Source organism: Claveliimonas bilis, assembly GCF_030296775.1.
Taxonomy (GTDB): Bacteria; Bacillota; Clostridia; order Lachnospirales; family Lachnospiraceae; genus Claveliimonas; species Claveliimonas bilis.
On sequence record NZ_AP027742.1, the window covers coordinates 21,998 to 43,608 of the forward strand.

The window sequence follows — 21,611 nt, forward strand, 5'->3', positions numbered from 1 at the left end:
CCTTGTACCGCAACAATTGCCATAGGCTTATACGTCCGCATTGTCCACATTGGTTATAGTTCCGTCAGCCTGCACCACAAATGCTTTCGTTCCGTACGCTTTTCCTCCTCCATCTTCTCGGGAGTAATAGTCATAGCAGTCCTGCACATAACCGGACTCATTGACCGCCTGCACCTTCAGATAATACTGTCCGGCCGGAAGCATGTCAAAGCTGACCTCCGGAAGCTGCAGACCATCCGCCTGATAGATCACATCCGTATAGTCACAGTCCCGCGCCAGCACAACGCGGTACGTAATATCTTCTCCATCCGTATCGTAGGATGCATCCCACAGTACGTTGATCTTTCCATCTTCCACTGTTGGCGTTCCCACATAGAAAGGCCACGGTTTTTCCAGGCTTTCCTGATAATACTGATAATTCAATTTAATCTCACCCGGCAGGGCAGCAACCAGCTGATCATAGACAGCCTGGTCTTCTTCTACGGCGTATTCCACATCCGGACTGCTATAGATATAAGGCTTTACTACACTGCTGTACTGATTTATCATAGACGTCATTTTTTCTGTCGCCAGGTAATTGGTATAGAGATCCTCCACAGCATTTGTCAGCATATCCCGATATTCATCCTCCTGGAAAATACGGTTAAATAGAATTACGTGAAGGAACTGAGTGATTCCTCTTTCCCAGGAAAGTCCTTCCGAATAATTACTCTGCTCATACTGCGTCCTTGAAAGGGCTGCATCATTATCCCATGAAATAAAATACCATTTATCTGAATTCTGAGGACTGTACAAATAATAGTTTCGGGATCCTACATCGTAATTTCCGATTAAAATGTGAAACGCCATCCAATAGCAAATATTATCCATATCGAAATGCTGTTCCACAATTTCTTCTATCGGAACCGAGTAATCATTGACCTTTTCCAGCAGTTCCAAAAGCTTTGTATGATCGTCATTCCCCTTGATCTCCAAATATTCTTCGAAGGCTTTCTCATCATAATCTTCATCTGTTTTCAGCTTCAATTCGTCATATTGATACCACTCAAAGAAATTAATTTTATATAAATAACCTTTGTTATCAAGTCCGTGTGTTTTCAAATATGTTTTATTAATCTGTTCTACCTGAGTATATAATCCATAGTCGGTAAATGTACCGTTTCCCCCCTCTGTAGTATCCTTCACATAAAGGCGCACAAACTGTGTTCTCGCACTCATCATCTGGGGAATATCCTTCATCAGATCATAGGCGAGCTTATTTTTAAAACGATAGACATCTCCTACATGTTTATTGAGGGCGATCGTTCTTTGTCCTCTCCATTCACCCATGCCATCCTTAATACGAATTTTATAATTTTTCTGATCCCGTCTGGATGAGGACTGTCCCCGTATCTGTACTGTAGCGTTGGGCGAAGTCTCGCCATTTCCGAATTCATCCCCGATCTGAAGGAGGGCTTCACAATTGTAGCGGTCCAGATTATTGTCCTCATAATAATAGTTATCCAGACTGTTGATCTCTGTCCAGGTATGGTTCGTGTGATCTGCCGCATTTCCTTCCGATACAGTCAGATACATGGTTACCACAGAAGTCTCATCATCATCCGCATATACTGCCTTATTATCCTGAAGAGTCTCCTCGGATTCTTCCAGCTCTTCCTTTTCTACCGGATCACCTTTTGTCTCCTGGGTATCTTCCGCTGCCGCTTCTACATCGCTTCCGGTACTGCCGGAAACGGCACCCGTATCTGCACTGCAGCCATTCAGGAGAAACACAAGGGCAAGCATGGCTGCTCCCGCCATTTTCCGCCGTTTCTTTTTCCACTTTTCCTTGGGTGCATTGGCCTTCTTTTCATCTCTGGCATCCAGGCGATCACACAGCCTTGCAAAAAATCCTTTTTCCATGTTCGGCACAAAAGCCTTCCTGCACAGGAGGAAATAGGGGAGCCTCCTTGTATACCATTCCAGCCTCAGCCAGACAATAAAGTAAAATACAATACCGCCCAGCAGAAAGCCCAGGCCAAAGAAGTTGACAGAGCCAAATAAAATCTGCAGGATCGTGGCAACCACGCTGACTGCAGCAAAGGCCATCGTGCCAAGAAGCGCACCTGTGTAGTCCTCAAAATAGAGGAGAATCAGCATAATGGAATTACTGATCGCATAAATTCCATATCCTGTACACAAAAACCGGAAAATTCCAATAGATGTATCCGTAAATCCAAGTGAGAGCCACTCCAATACATAACTCCCGAATACAACGAACAGAATCGTTGAAATAAGCTGCTTATGTCCGCTGAAAGTCAATTCCTGCTTCAGAATGGTCAGCATCTCCGTTTCTGCCTGTTCAATATCCCTGATAGAGCCGTTGTCATTGAACAGGCTGTAATAATTCCGATAAGACGGATAAAAACGAACTTCCACAGAAGTCACAAAATTAATGGTCGTGATCAAAATGGAGAAAAACGCAAACAGCGCCGGAACATCATGTGCCGGTGCCCCGTAAAACAGCCCCTCAACCTGAATCTGCAAAGGTCCGAAATACATGATCACAAGATGGGCAAACAACCCGATATTGATAAAACCTCCTGTAAAAGCAAGCGATTTATAACGGTCAAACCAACGCAGGAATGTATATTTGCTTCCCTCACTTTTAGGGAAATAGTCAAGAAGCAGTTTATAATACCATACCATCAGCGTGCCATAGGCAATAATAATACACAGCATCAGACTCACAATACTGACCCATCCGATAACGACAAGGATAAGAGCGCACAGGAATCCCAGCATCAGGGAAATGGTAAATGCAAGCACGATTCCTTTATAGTCCTTAAGAGCTGTCAGGTAAACCATTTCCATCCACACTACGATCAGAATGAGGGAAAACCACAGACACAGGATCTGATAGATCAGGGGCACTCCTGAAAACCAAAGAAAAACTCCGTAAAGAACGGCTCCTGCCACAAGCATAATAGAACAGCTTCCGTAAAGAGAAGGCATGATCTTATCCAGCTTTTCCTCATAGAGCATGTCAGATACATAGCGGGTCGTAACCATGTTGAACCAGCTGGTGATACTAAGGGAAACTAACAGACTGTAAGTAAGCATACAGTTCATCAATTCCCTGTCATGGGCTTCCATTCCTGCCAGCCTGGCTGTCAGACTGACACCCGCCAGCATGATAACACCCAGGATCATAGGCCCTGCACAAATAATTCCCGCATATCCGTATGCCCTGCAAAGCGAGAAGAATCCTCGTTTACTGAATAATCTTTTTAAGCTGAAACCGATTCCTGCCATCTTCTAAACACCTCATCATATGCTTCCTGATAGTTGCGTATCATATCTTCATGCCGAAAGTATTTTTCTACCCTCTTTCTCCCGATCTGTCCCATCTGATAACGTTCCTCTGTATGGGTACACATCATTTCCAGTGCATCACAGAGCGCTTCCCTGTACATGGGCGGCACGCAGTAGCCCGCCACTCCCAGGTCGTCTCCCTCCATCCCGTTTATCAGCTGTTTGCAGCATCCCACATCTGTTACAACGCAGGGTCTTCCTGCAGCGAACGATTCCAGAACAGCCAGCGGCTGTCCTTCTGAAATACTGCTAAGGACGGTAAAATCAAATTTTTCCATATATTCCAGAATATTGACTGTCCCAAGGAAATATGCATCGGCAAGCCCCAGCTGTTCCTTCAGGTCATAACACTCTTTCGCATACTCTTCATCGTCCTCGGGTCCTGCAATATAAAGTCTCACATTCGAAATCCTGCTTCGCAGATCCGCAAATGCATAGAGAAGGGTCTTAACATCTTTAATCGGGGAAATCCGAAGAACCGCCCCAATATCTACATATCCATTATCCTTTTTCGGCCTCATGGAGGAAAACCTCTCGTAATGAATCCCATTGGTAATGTATCTGCAAAGCTCCGGGACGCATCCCATCTCAATCTGTGTTTCCCTTGCTTTATCAAAGAGACTGGTGATCATAGAAGCCTTGCCATATGCCGCACCCGACAACATATAGAAAAAACGCACCCAAAATCTTTTAAATGCCGGTATAACCCATTTTGCACGGATGATCTCTTCCTCTCTCTCCCGGGTATAGATTCCGTGCTCTGTAATCTCATAGGGCACACCATTGACATAACTTCCAAGCCTCGCGAGCACTCCGCTGTAACCTGTGGCAATGGCGTGATAAATATCCGCCTTGGGCACATCTGACTGCAAAATATAGAGCACCGGAAGAAGCATAGATCTGACTGTATGAAAAAGATCCGAAAAACTGGTATAAGGGTACTCTTCATGACAGATTTTCATAAGGATTTCCAGGAAATCCTCACTCATCAAAAATGCCACCGGAGATACCTTATTGTCATGATACATGCGGAACAAAGTTTCCCAGTCAGGCTCCCTGCAGTTTACAAATTCCCGGAGCGCTTCCAGCTCCTCTTCTTTAAACTTGTATTTTTCTTTTACAAAAGGCATGGTAAGAGCGTCATTTAAAAAGATTTCCCTGATCTCTACAACATTGTCAGGAAGCTCATATTTAAACTTTCCCTGATCTTTGGAATCAGCACCTACCGCCCAAACTACAAATTCATGCTGGGGCATGGCCTTCATATATTGGTGAACCCAGGTAGATACCCCTCCTGTCACATAGGGATAGCACCCTTCCAGTATTACACAGATCCTCATTTTGCATCCTTTCTTTGAATCGTAACCGTATCCTGCTCTGCTTCCAGAAGATACAGATTCCCGCTCAGCTTCGTCAGGCTTCCGCCTTTCACCGACTCTTCATCCGGTGTCCACTCGTTAAAACGGATCATCAGCCAGGCTTCATCCTGAAAATTCGACAGCTGGATTTCCAGACCGTCTTTTGTCTCGATCTCTTCTGATCCTAAATAATAAAATCTCTGCACTGCGCCTGCCATTTCAGATCCTGTCATCCGTCGGATGTCCGGCGCCGCCTCTTCCTGCCATTTTTCATAATCGTTCAGATTTTCCACCATGGCAGGCCAGCCAAGATCAGCTCCCGCATCCGGATTCAGCACATCTGTAGGAGAGATAGAATGGGAAACCACATAGTGAAAATTCAGCTCCGAAAAAGCGCTCAGCTTCATATCTTCACTGATTTCTCCTCCGGATGTTATGCGGGGCGTCATGATCATCCCGTCTTCGTCTACTTCGTATTCCTGCTCCTTCGCATATCCGCCGCTGAAATAGTCCGCCGCCACGGCTGCGATATCCGGCAGAGTATCTTTTATCGCATCCAGTCCGTCCTCTGACCAGATATTGGAAGGAGGCGTATAGACCTGCATCGTTTCACTGTCAATAATTCCTTTCTGAAATTCCTCCACTTCCTTAAGACCTGCTGCCATGTCCGATTTATTGTTCCAGTATTTCAGACCCAGATCCTTCTCATAATCCAGCTCTTCCGTCTCCTCTCCGGTCTCCTCTTCTGTTCCCTCCCGGGTCCCGATATCGCTGGTTTCCAGGCAAAGAGGCTGCTGGTTATATCCGAAAAGGCCCAGTTCTCCGTCCAGTTCCATTAAAGTAGATGCAAAATACTGATACCGGTTGGAGGAAGCCTTTGACTCAAAAGGCGCTTCTACATCATTATCATTGTTCTCCTGTATCGTTCCTGTATAGGAAATGCCGTATTCTTCCGCCAGACTGATAAGGTCATTCCACCATTCTCTGACATAAAAAGAATACATATCCATATTGTCCCCATACTCCTTTGTAATGTAGGAGTTCTTTTCTTTTGGAAGGGGGAAAGGAAAACCATCTATATAAAACGCCGAACTGTTAATAACAGGCCATACACAGTACTCTGACAGAAGACTGTAAGCTGCCGCGTAAATTCCTCTGCAGTTTTTTTCATAATGCCCCAGGTTCACAACAACCACATGCCCTTCCCTGCGGTCCGTCTCCCACAAAAGGGGCACTTCTCTTTCATCCGCCGACACCATATGAACTTCGCAGGATTCTCCAAGGGAGACCGTAAGCGCGGACTGATAAGGATATTCGATGGCATACTCTGTCTGTTCTCCGGTAATCATAAAATCATCTTTGATCCGGATTCCACTGACTTCATAGTAGGCGGAACCCAGGTTTTCCACGCCGATCCTCGGACTCATAAAACTGTACACACTGCCGGTTTCCGGAACCTGCGGCATCAGAAGGTTGCCGCCTTTCTCCATCCAGCTTACCACTTCCAGTATGACACTGCTGTGTTCCTGAAAGTTTGTAAATCCCGTAATGACAATCTGGTATTGATCAGGATCCGGCATCTCTTCCTTGCTAAGATCTGTCTCAGTATACTCTACCTTCATGTCGTGAAGGATCTGCGTCATCTGATCATAAAAGACGGCAGAATTTTCATCTGTACTGTCCCACAGGTAAAGGCAGTCCGGATTCTCCTCCTGCGTTTCCTCTCCACTGTAACCAAGTTTTGTAAAACTGTTATCCTCCAGAATGGAAAGGCCGGATTCCCCGCCTCCTGTCCTTGTCACCATCCAGCCATACTGTCCAAGCAGAGCAACCGCAATCAATATAAATACAATTAATACAATAATAACCGAAATATAGCGTTTCTGCTTTTTGTTCATCCTGCTTCCTTTCTCTGTACCCTTCTGTCTTCCTTACTGCCCAATTACAATTTCTATCTCATCATCCTGTGCTTCCAGAAGATAAAGTCCTTCTGCCACTTCCGTAAGACTCCCTCCTGTCACTTCTCCCGGCGTTCCCTCATTGATCCGGACCATAAGCCAGGCTTCATCCCTGAAATTTGCCAGATGAAGTTTTAATCTTCCGTCTGTATAGTCCCGTTCCACTTCCAGATTGTCGTAAATCTGCACTGCCGCCGCCAGTTCGCTGCCGGTCAGATTGCGGATGTCCGACGCCGATGTATACAGCCATTCGGTATAGTCTGAGATCCTTTGATACATTTCCTCCCATCCAAGAGCCGCTCCCCTGTCCTCGTCCAGGGTATCGTCCGGATGCTGGAAATGAGTGTTTACATAGTGGAAATTCAGTTCCGAGAATGCTATAAGCTGGGTATAATCATCCATAATATATCCAGATATGATACGGGGCGTCTCGATCATCCCGTCCTCCGCCACCTCAAATTCCTGTTCGTATGCCACTTCGTCCAATCCGCCGATATAGACACTGGCAACGGCCTTGATCCCGTCCACATCCTCCTTCAGCATGGTTCTGCCTTCCTCGGAAAGGATATTGGAGGGCGGGACATAAACCTGGAACTTCTCTTTAGGGAACATCTCTTCACAGAAGCTTTTCAGCTCCTGGATAGAGGCCAGCATATCCTCATAACTGTGCCACAGCCGGTAGGACTCATATCCGTCTCCGTAATCGAATCCAAGAAGACACAGCGGCATGTGATTGTACCCATGGAAGCCGATCTCCCCTCCCTGATCAAGAAGCATATTTCCAAAATATCGGTAGCGCTGTGTATCATTATTGCGCTCATAGGGCTGCTCCACATCGTCAGAATACTGCTCGATCACAAGTCCTGTGTAGCGGATGCCGTATTCCTCCGCCAGATTATATACATCATTCCACCATACCTGTGTATAAAATTCCGAGATCGTCATCCCGTAATCCCGCTTAATATATTTGCTCTCCCCTCCGGGAACCGGAGATGGGAAATCATCAATATAAAACGTAGAACCGTTGATCACCGGCCATGCGCATGTTTCTTCCAGCAGGCTGTAAGCTGTGGAGTAGAACCCCCGGTATGCCTTTTCCACAATTCCGATATTGCAGAATACAGCCTCTCCTTCTCCCTGCTTTGTCTTCCAGATCAGAGGAACCAGATTTTCATCTGTAGATTCCATATAGACCTCTGCGTTATCATCCAGGGATACTGACAGGGATGACTCAAAGGGATCCGTAATTACGTATTCCTTGTCCCCGCCTATCATAAAGGGCCGGGTCATCCGAAGACCGGACGTTACGACGTAGTCATTTCCCAGTCTTTCAATTCCGAAGTCTTTTGCAAATACCTGAAAGCTTCCGTTGATCTCCGGGGGATAGAGGGCCATCAGACTTCCCCCTGCTTCCAGCCAGTCCCGAAGCTTCAGAAGTGTCTCATCCAAAATATTCCAGCGAGTCACCGACAGAACAACAGTCTCATAATCTTCCAGGTCATGCCGGTTCGCCTCTTCCCCCTGCACTGTTTCATAGGGAATTCTCATCTGGCTTAAGATATCTTCCATAAGCTCCAGTCCCTGTCTGCCCGTATCATCATCTTCCCAGATAATAAGGCACTCCGGATCCTGGTCCAAAGTCACCAGATCAAGGCTGTCCTGTTCTACAGGTTCCAGCTCTCTTTCCTGTTCCTCATAAGGGACATTCCACTGCACAAAGCACAGCACGCCTACCAGCAATAAAAAGACTACAATCACTGTCTGCAGTTTTCGGAAACGGAAAATGCCTCCCTTTTGCCGCTTTCTTCTTTTCAAATACTATTCCTTCCTTCTTCCTGCCAGAACCTGATCTGACTCCTTCCCTCCGGCGTGAGATAAATATTTTTTCTGGTAATTGTCTCTAATATCTGTTCAATCCCCCTGCGGCTCTGTACCGCAGAATAGTATTGTATCATCAGCAGATAGCCCGCTTCATTTCTGTCCCATTCCCGCATGATATGCTCAATCTCCTGACGGGCTTCATCATATTCTCCAATCCTTAAATCGGTAACCGCTTTTTCTCTCCACAGAGGCAGACGGTCAGGATGATTCTTAAGCTTTTTCTCCAGCATGCCGCTGTAAGAACGAAGTTTTAAGATCCTTTCATTTCCCTCCGCAATTCCGCTTTCCAGATACTGATCTAAAAGCTTCAGATAACGGTCTGTAATGTCGTCATTGTCCGGATCATTTTCCAATTCCCAGTCCAGCTCCTGAAACTGAAGATCGTATTCCTTCTGCAGCTCTGCAAGAGCTGTGACCGCATAATGAACAACCTCTGTATCATCATTTGTTCGGGCTTCTTTCAGCTGCTTTACATAGTCATCGGGATTGGCATACATGACTTCCATCATCAGCTCTCGTCTGGTGAGAGGATCATTGATAAGAAGCGCTTCCTCCAGAGGTACGACCCGATCTTCGATAGGATCTTCTTCCATCAGGATGCTTCGGTGGATCGCATCATTGATCTTCAGTTTTTCAATTCCCACTTCTTCATATATATCCTGCCGTCCTCTGGTCCGTATCTCCAGAAAAAGGAGTGCCAAAAGCCCCCACAGGGGAACCAGACATACGATCGGCATAAACTGCCGCGGCGTTTTTAAAAGCGATATCCTCATAAGAAGATATACGAGGATACACAGAATGATATGAATGATTAAAAATATAATTATCACAGATTCTCCCATCCTTTATCCGACCGCTTCCACAATCTGATATTTCATGCCTTTTCCGTTTAAACGGTCTCCTACAATACGGAAATTCTCCCGGTTCATCTGCACAAGCAGAAGATAAATATTGCCATCTTCATCCGTTCCCAATACATCGCTGGCACGTATCATACCGGATAACTGATCGCTGACTCTTTCTTTATCTTTATCTTTAAACCGGATCAGCACATGATCCGCCACACCGGCCTCTTTCATGGATTCCTGCACTTCCAAAAGCTGGCGGAGCCTTTCCGGATAAGCAATATGCGTCCTTGGATCATACATCTTGCTTTCTGCCAGCTCTTCATATTCCAACGCTCTTAGGAAAGACGTCTGCACCAGTCCGCACATAATCTGGAAAATATTCATATAATGCATACCGTACTGTTCTACATCCGCCTCCTGAATTGTAATAAGGAGTACCATCGTTCCTTCTTTGAAAATTCCGCATGCATACATGGGCATTCCGGGAACCATATCTGTATTCTTCCACACCTGCCCTTTTTTCACCGTGTCATACAGCTGGCTGTAATCCTCAATACGAATAGATTTTGTCAGCTTTGTCAGCAAACTGTTGGAACATACCGCCAGACGGCCGAATTTCTGCCAGGAATCTAATGTATAAATGGCAATTGTATGGTTTTCCAGAATATCTTCGAGTACCTTAACTCCTTCAAAAAAGATCCGCTCCGGATATTCACTGTCCAGTTTCTGCACTGCATCAAAAATTTTGCCAAAACTGTCCTTAAATCCCAGAATCTGTTTTTTATACTCTCCTTTATTTTCCACAGCCCCGTGGTAAACATCACTTAAAAACAGATATTTGTCCCGCAGCAGGGAATATTCTCTTCGCACAAATGCCAGCGCATCGTCTTTTTTATTGGAAATATAGCCGGTAATGGAACCCGCCATCAGATAAACAACAAATGGAATCCAGTTTTCAATATTATAGAAGAGAATGGTTCCATTCATTCCCATAAGCGCATATTCCCGTATCAGTACCAGACATTCCAGAACTGCTGCCACAAGACCTGTGCGCATTCCATAAATTGTTCCCATGATGATAATATAGAAAAGTCTTACGTCTACAAATTTAAAATAGATTGATTCTGATGTGTAATGACTGATAATTTCCGCAATGATAAATACCAGCACGAGCTCTACATATTTAAGAGCACCTTTCCCTGCCCTGGCAAAAAGAGACATGATCTTTCCTGCAAGTCCGGATTTCTGTGTCATGACTTCATTGACAAAGGTTCTGTAATATGTACCTATATTTTCCATCGCGTTATCCATAGGGATAAACCCGTATTTTCTCCTCAGCTCTTTTGGATAAGACGGTATTTCTGCCACAAACGGATAGTTCTCGTATACGATTTTTGCATCCGGGACCGCAATTTTCAACATATCTTCCAGGTCGCCATAAGTATAATGATATCCGCTTACCGCATAATAAATGCCACTGTCATCCTCTGTTTCTTCTGTCAGCTGGAACATCAGCTCCACCAGATCGTCCAGCGTAAGGAAATTAAGCGGATCCTCCCTGTGGTAAGGAAGCATCACTTTTTCCTCTTCATACATGCTGCGGAAAATGTGTCCCAGGAAATTTTTGTCATTGATACGGTCAGCCAGATAAGGCAGTCGGATCATAACCGTCGGCATTTTACTTCTCTCCATAAAATACTGACACATCTCTTCCATCTGTCCTGCTCCGAAACAGCGGCTGGAATAGTAATCCTTCTTTAACAGCTCACCTTGTTTCCCATAACTAGCCATATAATTCTGACTGTCCACCGTCGAAAAAACAACCAGCTTATCCACCCGCGAACGGCTGCATTCCAGCATAACCTGCTCCAGCTGCTGTGTTTCGCCAAAGAGACCATTTCCCCCGTCTGTATACCCGCTCACATAGTAAATGGTCTGGAAGCTATATACATCAAACAACTGACGGAACTTTTCCTCTGTCGGTGATGTCTTATATGCTGTTATATGTTTCTGGTTTCCTGATACTGCCGAAGGTCCCGCGATCACCACACGATACTCTTCCGCCAGACGGAGAAGGGCATCTTCCGTAAACAGCTCAGTGCACCCGCAAATCAATATCTCTGTCATAATTCTCCTTTTGCATACCTTCAAGGTATTCTTTTTCTTTTATACCATTATAGTTGTGTTTTTGGTGATATTCAATATCTTTTTGGTGAAGGAAGTGTGAATTGAGACTTTACTGACAGAAAGATTTCAGAAATAAAAAACTGCCGAAACGTCCGTCAATTTCTCTCCGGCCACTTCGGCAATTTCTTCTGTATTATATTTTTATGTAACGCTGTCGCAGCAGCGGTTTACGGAATGCAGCTCACAAACGCGCGTCCTGTCCCTGCAAGCGCAGCGTCCATCTGCTCATAAGAGATGGCGCTTCGGCTGCCTGAAGCTGTATCAATGTAAGTAACATAGGTCTGATCATATCCGATCAGGATAACCGAACTTCCCTCTCCCGTCATTCCTACCACAGGGATGCCCCGGCTGACAAAATACAGCATTTCTTCTGTTGTGCATCCGGACAGATCCAGCACGTTTTCACCGATCGTCTGTCTGACCGCATCCATTGCTCCTGTTCCTCCATTCAGCAGCTCCCGCAGAGTATTGATAACATCATCTTTTCCGGTAATGAGATAGTTAAGACTCCGGTTCCCTCTCTCCCAGACATAACTTTGCCCGGCAGAAATGACAACGCCGCTCACCTCGTCCGCTTTCAAAACCGCATCATTTGCGCTGCCATAAACTCCCTGGAGACACCCCGTTCCATATACGTAATAGGCGTCCCGGCTTTCCTTTTCCTCAAACTCTATCTCTGTGGGCTGTTCATATAATACCTGTTTCGGTTTAAGAACTTTAGGCTCCAGATCAGAAATACCATCCACAAATGTAAGGCGCATCTGGGTTTCTTTTAATTCTGTCACATAAGACTCGAGAGAAATATTGCTTTCCTTTCTCTCTTCATTGCTCGTAATCTGACTGGACGCAATACCTGTGTAAATATTTCCGTTTTTCACTACCCGTTCCAGATTGATCATTCCGTCGCTTATTTCGGCTCCCGACACGAAATCACTGTCCGATTCATATGTCTTAACTACCTCATTGTCTGAATCACGTATCTCTACTTTATACATAGGAATCGTCGTTTCACCGGATACATTTTGTCCTATGTCTGATGTTCTCGCCTTTCCACATACAAAATCTTCATTGACGAATCCAAGGGGCAGAATACATTCTCCCTCCTGACACTCCACTGTACGATCCTTTCCGCTTTCCAGATCTTTTACAACAATCTCAGTTGCCTGCTCCAATGTTCCATTAGACTGATATGCCAAAAGATGTCCGTCCTCTGATGTTACGTACTGCCGGTCTGTCAGATTTTCCACCAGAGTAGCTGTCTCTTTTTTCTCCATATCTGTTTCATAAAGTGTACCGCCTGTGAGTACGTAAAGCATTTCCCGGGCTACACTGTAGTAAACCATATTGCCAGACTCCTGGGCTGTCACTGCCGCTGATTTTGTACTGGGAATGAAAGCTTTCTCATCAATACTGTTCTTTTCCGAGTCATAGAAGTAAACTGCAGTTCCCACTTCCCCTTCATGGCTTCCACGGTTCATATATCCGCATACCGCAAAGGTTACATTACCTGATTTATCCATGGAAAGGAGATTGATCTCATGTTCATCTGTCAGATTTCTTATATCAGCGCTTTCCGAATCCATGAAACTGAACAAAAGGGACATCTCATCGCTGTCCTGATTGTAATACCACAGTTCATTTGCCTGTATGAACGCCGTTCTCACTCCGTCATTGCTTACAAGATACTGTACATCCGGGTCTGTAATTCCCAGCAGGATTCCATTTTCACTTAGCACGGTCTGTTCCGGATTGAAAATCTGATCCATCGTCCGGTCATAATTCAGCAGATACATGGTCCCGGCCACGTTCCGCACCCGGAAGAACTCATCTACTGTGTAAAGGTCCGTCTCATTTTCTTCCCCTTTGCAGCGCACTTCATATTCCAGAAGCACAGAGGTGTACGTTTCATTTGCTTCCACGATTTTCCAGCGTTCCGTTCCCTCCACTGCCGGTTCCAGCCCTCCCCAGGAAACATGGTCGTAATCAGAATTAATATTTACATGGTAAAAACTTGTCACCGCCTCTCCCGAAGGTTCCAGGGCCGCTCCTACTCCTACGTTTTCTACTTTTCCCATCGCATTATTGTGATAGTTATACACATATTCCAGACAGGCGGACATGGAAAAATCAGCCGAATCCGCCACTCTCGTATAATAATAGATTTCCCGGTCATCCACAGAAAGGGCCAGGATCATAAGACGTTCTTCTGACAGTATACCGTCCTCAAATTCTATCGTTACCGTCTTTTCCGGATCATTATATGTATTTTCGCCCAGCTTTTCCTTGCCGTCCAGCGTATACACCGCGCAGTTTGCAGACTGGATCCGGCTTTCATAGGATTCGATATGCATTTCCAGCTTATTTCCACTGACCGGGGTAATGCTGTCCCTCATAGTGGACAGATCCATTTCCTTTTTATAGCCGTTCAGATAATTCACTTCATACCCTTCACAGGAAAAAGAAACTGACGGGAGTGTTGCCCCGCCAAGATCTGCTGTCATGTTATTATTTCCCCTGTTCGTAAGGTAGCTGAACAAAATCACAGCAGCAATAAAAACCGCTGTCAGAATCCCCGCATTGATCAGGTGTTTCTTCATTGCTATTACTACTCCTTCATTTCTACTCCATGTACTGTTTCCAGCAGATGTTTCAAGGTCGGAGACACATGAAGCGCCTCTTCACATCTTTCCACTGCCTCCATACTCTGTCTCTGTCCGTTCTTTATTCCGCGGATCAGAATATTTTTCGGGGTATGCTCCATATCGATAAATTCCAAAATCTGGGTTTCATACCCTTGCCCTTCCAGGTATTCCGCGCGCAGCGCATCCGTAATCAAGGCCGCCATTCTCTCCTTAATCAGCCCGTATTTCAGAACAGGTTTCAGGATATCATTTTGAATCTGACCGTTCAGTTCATGCTGACAGCAGGGAACAGACAGAATAACTTTTGCATTCCACTCCACTGCCTTCGCCAGAGCAAAATCGGTTGCCGTGTCGCAGGCATGAAGTGTAACAACCATATCCACCGCATTTACCCCTGTATAGTCCGCAATATTGCCTTCGAGGAACTTCAGCTTCTGATAGCCGTATTTTTTACTCAGTTCATTACAGCGGCGAATGACATCTGCTTTCAGATCCATACCGATGATCCGTATATCATAGCCCTTCAGCTCATGGAGATAATAATAGATCGCAAACGTCAGATAGGATTTTCCGCATCCGAAGTCCAGAATGGTGATCTCTCTGTCCCCCGGAAGCTGCGGCAGCACATCCTCAATAAATTCCAGAAATCGATTAATCTGACGAAATTTGTCAAAACGGGATTTTATAATCTTTCCCTCTTCCGTCATAACGCCAAGATCTACAAGAAACGGAATCTTCGTTCCCTCTTTAAGAATATATCGCTTCTTCCTGTCATGAGAAAAGTCCACTTCCTTCACCGTACCGGTCTGAGCTTTTTTCTTTATTGTAACCTTCCCTTTCTTGCTTACTAATATAGAAAAAAAGAACCGTCTCGTTTCCATCTGCATCTGCTTCATTTCTTCCATATACTGCATCAACTCTTCACAAGTCTCTTCTGCGTTCAAATTCCTGTGAAAAGCCTGGGTGCCTTTCTGCTCCTCCAACTGAAAGAAAAGCATGCCGCCTTTCATCAGAGGGCGCACCCGCACCTTACTGACGTGCCCTTTTTGGCGCGGATTGCTCAATACCGCTGTGATAAAATCTGTATTTAAATTGTCCTTGAATAATTGTCTTAAATTTTCCATAGCCATATTATAGCGTAATTCAACAAATGTGTAAATGTATCAAATTGGGACGTAGTAAAGTTTAAGTTTACTACGTCCCAATTTAACATTAGTGGTGTCCTTTTTTGCAATTAGCCCTGGGTTTTTTTGACTTCCGGGAAGGTGATCGTTACTTTGAACAAATCTCCGTCCAGATACAGGTCAAACGTTCCTCCCTGCATGGTCGTCAATGACTTGGCTATGGAAAGACCAAGTCCGCTTCCTTCTGTGCTTCTGGAAACATCGCCTCTGATGAAACGTTCTGTCAGTTCATCCGCTCTGATATTCAAAGGCTGTTCAGATATATTTTTCAAGGAGAACACGACCGTCTGATCTGACACACTCAGATCTGCATAGATTCTTGTCCCTTCCATTGCATATTTTGCCGCATTGTTATAAATATTTTCCAGTACTCTCCACATTCTGCGGCCGTCAACCCGAATAATAACCGGTTCTTTCGGAATACTGAGTACTTCTGTTAAACGTCTTTTACGGAATTTTTCTTCAAATTCTCCGCTGGTCTGCTGGATCATTTCTGTCAGATTGATATCCATATATTCCAGGGAAATATTTCCGGAGCTGACCTTGGATGCCTCCACTACATCCTCTGTCAATGTTTTCAGCCTCTGTGCCTTCGCCTCCAGAATATCCAGATACCCCCGGATCTTAGGATCCGTAAAGTTTTCTCTCTTCAGAAGATCCACATAATTGATAATGGACGTAAGAGGTGTCTTGATATCATGGGATACATTTGTAATAAGGTCTGTCTTAAGGCGTTCATTTTTCATGCTGGCCTCCACTGCTGCATCCAGTCCTTCTCCTATTGTATTAATTTTCTCTGCGATCTCTCTTTGTCCTCCTTTCAGCCCTTCCAAAGGGATTTTGTAGTCAACCTCACCTTTTGCAATCCTCTCTATTCCCCGGCCGATCTTGTGTCTTCCCACTGCCTGATAGACCATATAAACAGCACCAGCCAGATCTGCAATGACCATTAAAAGGACCACCGGTCCGGATGCTGTCCCAATGCCCAGAATATTCAGGAATGCAATTCCTGCCAGTACCAGCACGGTTCTCCATATTTCGCCCATGTGCCGTACCACTTTTCCAAACACCTGCACCAGCCACTTCAATATACTGTTTTTCCAGAGCGTTCTCGCCTTGATGCGGCGGACCAGGCTTAAATATGCTGTCATAAAGATCATGCAGCTTAAGAGGGCTATGATACTTACCAGCACAATATCCGAAGCAGTAACATTCAGCACTGCAGCATAAGAGTTCTCACTATAGGCTTCCACTGTCGAATACGACGATGAATAAGAGTAAATATCCGTAATCAAATATATGATGAATACCCACACACCTACGGAGATCACTGCCATAAGTTCTGTTTTTATACGGTCCAGTAAATTCAGATGTATCTCCTGATCTTCCGGCGTCCGTCCCGCCACGATCGTAAGCCAGACAAATGCAGCAATAATTCCGATCACTGACAGGATTCCCATAACAAGCATTCCCGTGATCTGCGGTCCGTACTCCTCATAAAGCACATTTTGACTGTAGTAACTATCCTGGACCGGAAAATCGGTATCTACATTGACTGCATAAACAAAATCATCCTTTTTGCCGCACATTTCCGAGATCACATGTGTCCACTCATTCGCATCTGCCCCGTTGATATTTGACTGAAAATCCGCAAGCTTTGGTTCTACCAATGCGAAACGTCCGCTGCTTGTCAATTTCTGAAGATTCTCCTCCAGCTTACCGTAATCCTTATATTCTTCTTTATTTGTATATATGGTTTTATCAGCGGTATCAGCATACAAATAGGTCAGATTGGTGTTTCCTTCTGTCCAGAAATTTCCCATTTCTTCATAATTGACCATGTCGCTTCTGATGGTGCCAATACTTGCATCAAGCAGATAAAACGCCTCCTGCAGCTTCCCGTTCCATTCTGGATTGTTATTGACAACTTCCAGGATATTTTGGGCTCCCACCGGAGCATATGCCTCATCTATCCAGTACCCGTCATAATTCCAGAATGTCCGGTACTGGATCTGGTTATTTCTGTCAATAAGCGCTTCTGACGACCATCCGGTAGCGCCTTTGTAAAACGACCCGTCCCGCAGCCATTCCAGCACATCTTCCTGCGTCACTGTGGTTTCCGAATCTTCCACAAAGGAAAGAGAGCCGTTTTCAATCAATTCACGAAATTCATCGTAATAAAAATATTGATATCCGCCGCCCTGCTTTTCACAGACGATGATCGAATTATACCCCCCCTCTTCCGAGGTGGCGATCTCTCCATTCTCCCTGCGGATTCCCCAGTCATTCAACTCACCCAGGCGGTATGCAAGACCGTTTTTGTTCTCTCCGCTTATTGTCGAATGATCCGACAGTTCCCTGATATCTACAATTTTATTTTCATCCAGCTTTCCATTTGTCTCCAGCTGTTCCTTTTCCATAAGTATAGCCAGCGCATTCTGTGAATCCGCGAGCACTTCTCTTCCAAATCCCTGGGACTCTTCATAATTTTCCACATTTTTTTCTGAAAGAATATCCTGTGTGATTCCCGGATATGCCGCCAACCACACGAAACTGACAGCCGCCAGGATAACCAGTACATGTTGGATCACCAGAAGAATCCCTTTCAACGGCGCTGATTTGTACCAGTTTTTCATAATAGCTCCCTCCTAAAGTTTTTCTATCTTATAGCCGACTCCCCATACGACTTTTAAATACCGGGGCTCTTTTGGATTAATTTCAATTTTCTCCCGGATATGCCGGATATGCACCGCTACTGTATTATCCGCCCCGATTGCATCCTCGTTCCATATACTTTCATAAATCTGTTCAATAGAAAAGACTTTTCCCTGGTTTTTAACAAGAAGCAATAAAATATTATATTCGATAGGTGTCAATTTTACCGTTTCCCCGTCCACGGTAACCTCCTTGAGGTCATCGTTGATAGCCAAACCTCCTGTTGTGTATATCGCTTCATTTTCATTTTTTACTGTGCTCCCAAGGCTGGTGTAGCGGCGAAGCTGAGATTTCACTCTCGCCACCAGTTCCAGTGGATTAAACGGCTTTGTCACATAATCATCTGCCCCTACATTCAGTCCCAGTATTTTATCCGCATCCTCCGATTTCGCCGAAAGAATAATAATGGGAATATTATTTTCCTCTCTGATTTTAAGAGTTGCTCTGATCCCATCCAGCCTTGGCATCATGACATCGATCACCAGAAGGTCTATCGGCGTTTCTTTCAATACCTTTAATGCCTCTTGTCCGTCATATGCCTTTACTACTTCATATCCTTCCTGAGTCAGATATATTTCAATTGCCTCCACTATTTCTTTGTCATCATCACATACCAATATTTTTGACATTTTCATCACCTCCCTTATATATTACAAGAATAGCAGGTAATTTTTAAGAGGGAGTTTGGGAAATTCTTAAGATATTATGAACATAGAAACAGCGCCGCTCCATAGCAGCGCCGTTTTTAATAAGCCATATTTTCATTCACATCCCCTTTGATCCCTCTCATCCTCCCTTTGTTCGTATATTGCCATATTACAGTCTTTTCTGAATGGGATTCCCCTTCATACTGTGCATACCAAAGAGCATACTTTTTCTGCAGACTTTCATCAAACATCCGGTCAAGAAAATCCTTATTACTATAATACATAGGCCGATATCCCAGCTCCTCTATCCGTCTGCAGAAGGCTTCCGCCATCTCTGTCGCCAGTATTTTTGTAACAGCAATTCCCTTTGTCTCCACATATTTTACAGAGTCTTTATCAAAAACAAAGGAAACCGGGTAGGATAACTTATACTCTTCTATTGTTTCTATGCAAAATTCCGCCTCTTTCCGTGCCATCCGGGGCGTCCAGGCATAAGAAGACCAGTATACTCCAAAGGGAATTTTCTCTCTGGCGCACCCTTCTGCATTTTTCCGGAACTGTACATCCATACTTCCCGCCCCATATCCGGACCGCAGCATCGCAAACTGGACGCCTTCTTTTTTCACTTGTTCCCAGTTAATGTTTCCCTGCATTTCGCCCACATCAATACCATATATTCCCACAACCGTTTCCCCATACGATCCCATTTACTAATAATATATTGTACTTTTTTCAAAACGTTCCCTCGATTTCTTATTTTGTCGAATTATATCGAATAATGTCGTCTATAATAAAAATATGGTAACTTTCAGTTATGATAAATTAAGGAATCCCGTCTGCAAGAAGGGAGTTATAGTTATCGAACAAATGGAAGCAATTCAATATTTAGTTCGTTCTCTTGGAATCGGTGCTACATATCGAGGTTATCGATATCTGGTCATTGCAATTGATCTTTGTCTCCGGGATGAAGACTACCTGCTTGGAATCAGTAAGGTGCTTTATCCCAAAATCGCGGAAATCTGCCACACAAGCGTGGGAAGTGTAGAGCGCGATCTCCGCACAGTTATCAATGTCTGCTGGGAGAGGGGAAACAGGAGTCTGCTAACGACTATTTCTCCCTGTCCCCTGCTTAGCAAGCCTACAACCGGAGAATTTGTAGATATCCTGACCGGTCACTTGAGAGGGACTCTGGTTTCCTGAATCCCATCCTACTTTTCTTTCCCAATGTCTGCAAAACAGCTGAAACATAAAAGAAGCCGGGAATGCTGAACTTTCAGCACTCTCGGCTTATCTTTAAGCAGATAACGGGAGTCGAACCCGCCTTTCCAGCTTGGGAAGCTAGCGTCATACCGATAGACTATATCTGCATATATATCAGTATAACATCTTCTGGGAAAAAATCAAGAATACGGCATAAAAATAAGCGGGTGATGGGAATCGAACCCACGTATCCAGCTTGGAAGGCTGGTGTTCTACCATTGAACTACACCCGCGAACAAGAGATATATTATCATATAATTTTAAAAATTGCAAGAGGAAAATTAAAATTTCTTCGGGCTTGATTTTGCTGTGTTATCTGCTATAATTAGAATAAATATTTCTTAATTCGACTCATATATTTGCAGTTTATTGGAATTTTCTTAATTCTTAAGGTTGTTTTAAGAAAATTTCTTTTTCTTTTATAGATTTAACATACTTTGGACATATTTATAGATTATACTATGTTCAGATAGTTGAACAGGAGTCAACTATCTCCCCCTCATAAAGTAAGACACCAGGGCTTGTAGTCCTTTGGTGTTGCACTTTACTCTCATTCCTTTAGATAACTATAACAACAACGGAAACCCGGTAGCCGTAAGGTTAGCGGGTTTCCGCTGTTTTAGTCTGCTCTTTTATCCCGAAAGGTTCCTTTCCATCCACTGATACAGCTCTTCATAAACCACTCTTCGATCCTGTTCATTCAAAATCTCATGACGGTCATTTTCATAGAGTCTGATCTCGGCATTCTTCATGCCGGCCTTAAGATAAGATTCATATACCTTTTTTACATCTTTCCCAAAACCACCTACCGGGTCTTTTTCTCCAGACACAAATAATAAAGGCAGATTTTTCGGCATTTTCTTCATGTTACTCCTTTTTGTCAGCTCTTTCATGCCTTCAAACATCTGGTGGTATCCATTTACAGTAAATACAAAACTGCAAAGAGGATCTGCTTCATATCTGCCTCTGATTTCCGGATCCGATGTCACCCATTCTTGCTTACTTTCGCAAGGTTCAAACTTTTTATTATAACTTCCTATCCCCAGTGCGTTGATCAAATTGCTGCGAAAATTCCATCCCTTTACACCGGCAATGATCCTGCAGAGCATCTGCCCCAAATTCAAAACAGCCGCACTCTTATGCCCTGTTCCCATTATAATTGCGCCGGCCAGTCCGTTTCCATATGTAAAAAGATACTGTCTTACCAAAAAGGATCCCATGCTATGCCCCATCATAAAATAAGGAACGCCTGGATATGTCTGCTCCGTGCGTTCCCTTAATCTGTGGATATCTGCGATCACACAACGGTTCCCATCTGTTTCATGGAAAAATCCATATTTTTCTTCCGAAGAAACGGATTTTCCATGTCCCAAATGATCGTTGCCGGTTACATACCAGCCTTTTTCGGTAAGCCAGGAAGCAAATTCATCGTATCGGTCTATATACTCTACCATGCCGTGACTGATCTGGAGTATTGCCCGAACCTCACCCTCCGGTATCCATTCCACTGCGTGAATCTGGGTTTCTCCGTCAGCCGAAGGGTAGTAAAACTCTTTTTTCATGAGATTTTCCTCCTG

Annotated in this window: 13 protein-coding genes and 2 tRNA genes; 1 reads left to right on the top strand and 14 read right to left on the bottom strand. The window is 44.4% G+C overall.

The window, feature by feature from the left end; translation table 11 throughout:
* Positions 1–27 precede the first annotated feature (27 nt).
* The 11 genes from pelG to R2J37_RS00145 form a co-directional block, all read right to left on the bottom strand.
* Complete coding sequence (gene pelG / locus R2J37_RS00095; protein WP_316265892.1) at positions 28–3,294, bottom strand: exopolysaccharide Pel transporter PelG; 3,267 nt, start codon at positions 3,292–3,294, stop codon at positions 28–30.
* Complete coding sequence (gene pelF / locus R2J37_RS00100) at positions 3,270–4,694, bottom strand: GT4 family glycosyltransferase PelF (protein ID WP_316265893.1); 1,425 nt, start codon at positions 4,692–4,694, stop codon at positions 3,270–3,272. Before pelF ends, pelG begins: the two co-directional genes overlap by 25 nt.
* Entirely contained in the window at positions 4,691–6,610 is a 1,920-nt protein-coding gene (locus tag R2J37_RS00105; protein WP_316265894.1) for a DUF2194 domain-containing protein, read from the bottom strand. Before R2J37_RS00105 ends, pelF begins: the two co-directional genes overlap by 4 nt.
* 33 nt (positions 6,611–6,643) lie before the next feature.
* Positions 6,644–8,485: a DUF2194 domain-containing protein gene (locus tag R2J37_RS00110; RefSeq protein ID WP_316265895.1), complete on the bottom strand. Its 1,842-nt coding sequence runs from the start codon at positions 8,483–8,485 to the stop codon at positions 6,644–6,646.
* Positions 8,482–9,381 (bottom strand): hypothetical protein, encoded by a 900-nt coding sequence (locus R2J37_RS00115; RefSeq protein ID WP_316265896.1) that lies wholly within the window; start codon positions 9,379–9,381, stop codon positions 8,482–8,484. Before R2J37_RS00115 ends, R2J37_RS00110 begins: the two co-directional genes overlap by 4 nt.
* A 15-nt stretch (positions 9,382–9,396) precedes the next feature.
* Positions 9,397–11,526, bottom strand: coding sequence for an NAD-dependent epimerase/dehydratase family protein (locus R2J37_RS00120; protein WP_316265897.1), 2,130 nt, complete (start codon positions 11,524–11,526; stop codon positions 9,397–9,399).
* A 227-nt stretch (positions 11,527–11,753) separates the two neighbouring features.
* Entirely contained in the window at positions 11,754–14,183 is a 2,430-nt protein-coding gene (locus tag R2J37_RS00125; RefSeq protein WP_316265898.1) for a hypothetical protein, read from the bottom strand.
* A gap of 8 nt (positions 14,184–14,191) precedes the next feature.
* On the bottom strand, positions 14,192–15,352 hold the full coding sequence (locus R2J37_RS00130) for a class I SAM-dependent methyltransferase (protein ID WP_316267066.1): 1,161 nt from the start codon (positions 15,350–15,352) through the stop codon (positions 14,192–14,194).
* Positions 15,353–15,462: 110 nt separating this feature from the next.
* Entirely contained in the window at positions 15,463–18,048 is a 2,586-nt protein-coding gene (locus R2J37_RS00135) for a sensor histidine kinase (RefSeq protein ID WP_316265899.1), read from the bottom strand.
* A 12-nt stretch (positions 18,049–18,060) separates the two neighbouring features.
* Positions 18,061–18,756 carry a response regulator transcription factor gene (locus tag R2J37_RS00140; RefSeq protein WP_256194747.1) on the bottom strand — a complete coding sequence of 232 codons (696 nt, stop codon included), beginning with the start codon at positions 18,754–18,756 and terminating at the stop codon, positions 18,061–18,063.
* Between the two features lie 116 nt (positions 18,757–18,872).
* Positions 18,873–19,457 carry a glycoside hydrolase family 25 protein gene (locus R2J37_RS00145; protein ID WP_316265900.1) on the bottom strand — a complete coding sequence of 195 codons (585 nt, stop codon included), beginning with the start codon at positions 19,455–19,457 and terminating at the stop codon, positions 18,873–18,875.
* A gap of 184 nt (positions 19,458–19,641) precedes the next feature.
* On the opposite strand from R2J37_RS00145, the gene R2J37_RS00150 reads away from it, so the two are divergent.
* Positions 19,642–19,974, top strand: a complete 333-nt coding sequence (locus tag R2J37_RS00150) for a sporulation initiation factor Spo0A C-terminal domain-containing protein (RefSeq protein WP_230107515.1) — start codon at positions 19,642–19,644, stop codon at positions 19,972–19,974.
* A 96-nt stretch (positions 19,975–20,070) separates the two neighbouring features.
* Here the strand turns inward: R2J37_RS00150 and R2J37_RS00155 are convergent.
* From R2J37_RS00155 to R2J37_RS00165, 3 genes are all read right to left on the bottom strand, one after another.
* Positions 20,071–20,141 (bottom strand) — tRNA-Gly (locus R2J37_RS00155).
* A gap of 55 nt (positions 20,142–20,196) precedes the next feature.
* Positions 20,197–20,267, bottom strand: a tRNA-Gly gene (locus R2J37_RS00160).
* 399 nt (positions 20,268–20,666) lie between these two features.
* Positions 20,667–21,596, bottom strand: coding sequence for an alpha/beta fold hydrolase (locus tag R2J37_RS00165; protein WP_316265903.1), 930 nt, complete (start codon positions 21,594–21,596; stop codon positions 20,667–20,669).
* Positions 21,597–21,611 lie beyond the last annotated feature (15 nt).

Excerpts from the sequence above, each read along its gene's own strand:
- R2J37_RS00165 (WP_316265903.1), bottom strand. The coding sequence starts at position 21,596 with ATGAAAAAAGAGTTTTACTACCCTTCGGCTGACGGAGAAACCCAGATT.
- R2J37_RS00135 (WP_316265899.1), bottom strand. The coding sequence starts at position 18,048 with ATGAAAAACTGGTACAAATCAGCGCCGTTGAAAGGGATTCTTCTGGTG.
- pelG (WP_316265892.1), bottom strand. The coding sequence starts at position 3,294 with ATGGCAGGAATCGGTTTCAGCTTAAAAAGATTATTCAGTAAACGAGGA.
- R2J37_RS00120 (WP_316265897.1), bottom strand. The coding sequence starts at position 11,526 with ATGACAGAGATATTGATTTGCGGGTGCACTGAGCTGTTTACGGAAGAT.
- R2J37_RS00130 (WP_316267066.1), bottom strand. The coding sequence starts at position 15,352 with ATGGAAAATTTAAGACAATTATTCAAGGACAATTTAAATACAGATTTT.
- R2J37_RS00105 (WP_316265894.1), bottom strand. The coding sequence starts at position 6,610 with ATGAACAAAAAGCAGAAACGCTATATTTCGGTTATTATTGTATTAATT.
- R2J37_RS00125 (WP_316265898.1), bottom strand. The coding sequence starts at position 14,183 with ATGAAGAAACACCTGATCAATGCGGGGATTCTGACAGCGGTTTTTATT.
- R2J37_RS00150 (WP_230107515.1), top strand. The coding sequence starts at position 19,642 with ATGGAAGCAATTCAATATTTAGTTCGTTCTCTTGGAATCGGTGCTACA.
- pelF (WP_316265893.1), bottom strand. The coding sequence starts at position 4,694 with ATGAGGATCTGTGTAATACTGGAAGGGTGCTATCCCTATGTGACAGGA.
- R2J37_RS00140 (WP_256194747.1), bottom strand. The coding sequence starts at position 18,756 with ATGTCAAAAATATTGGTATGTGATGATGACAAAGAAATAGTGGAGGCA.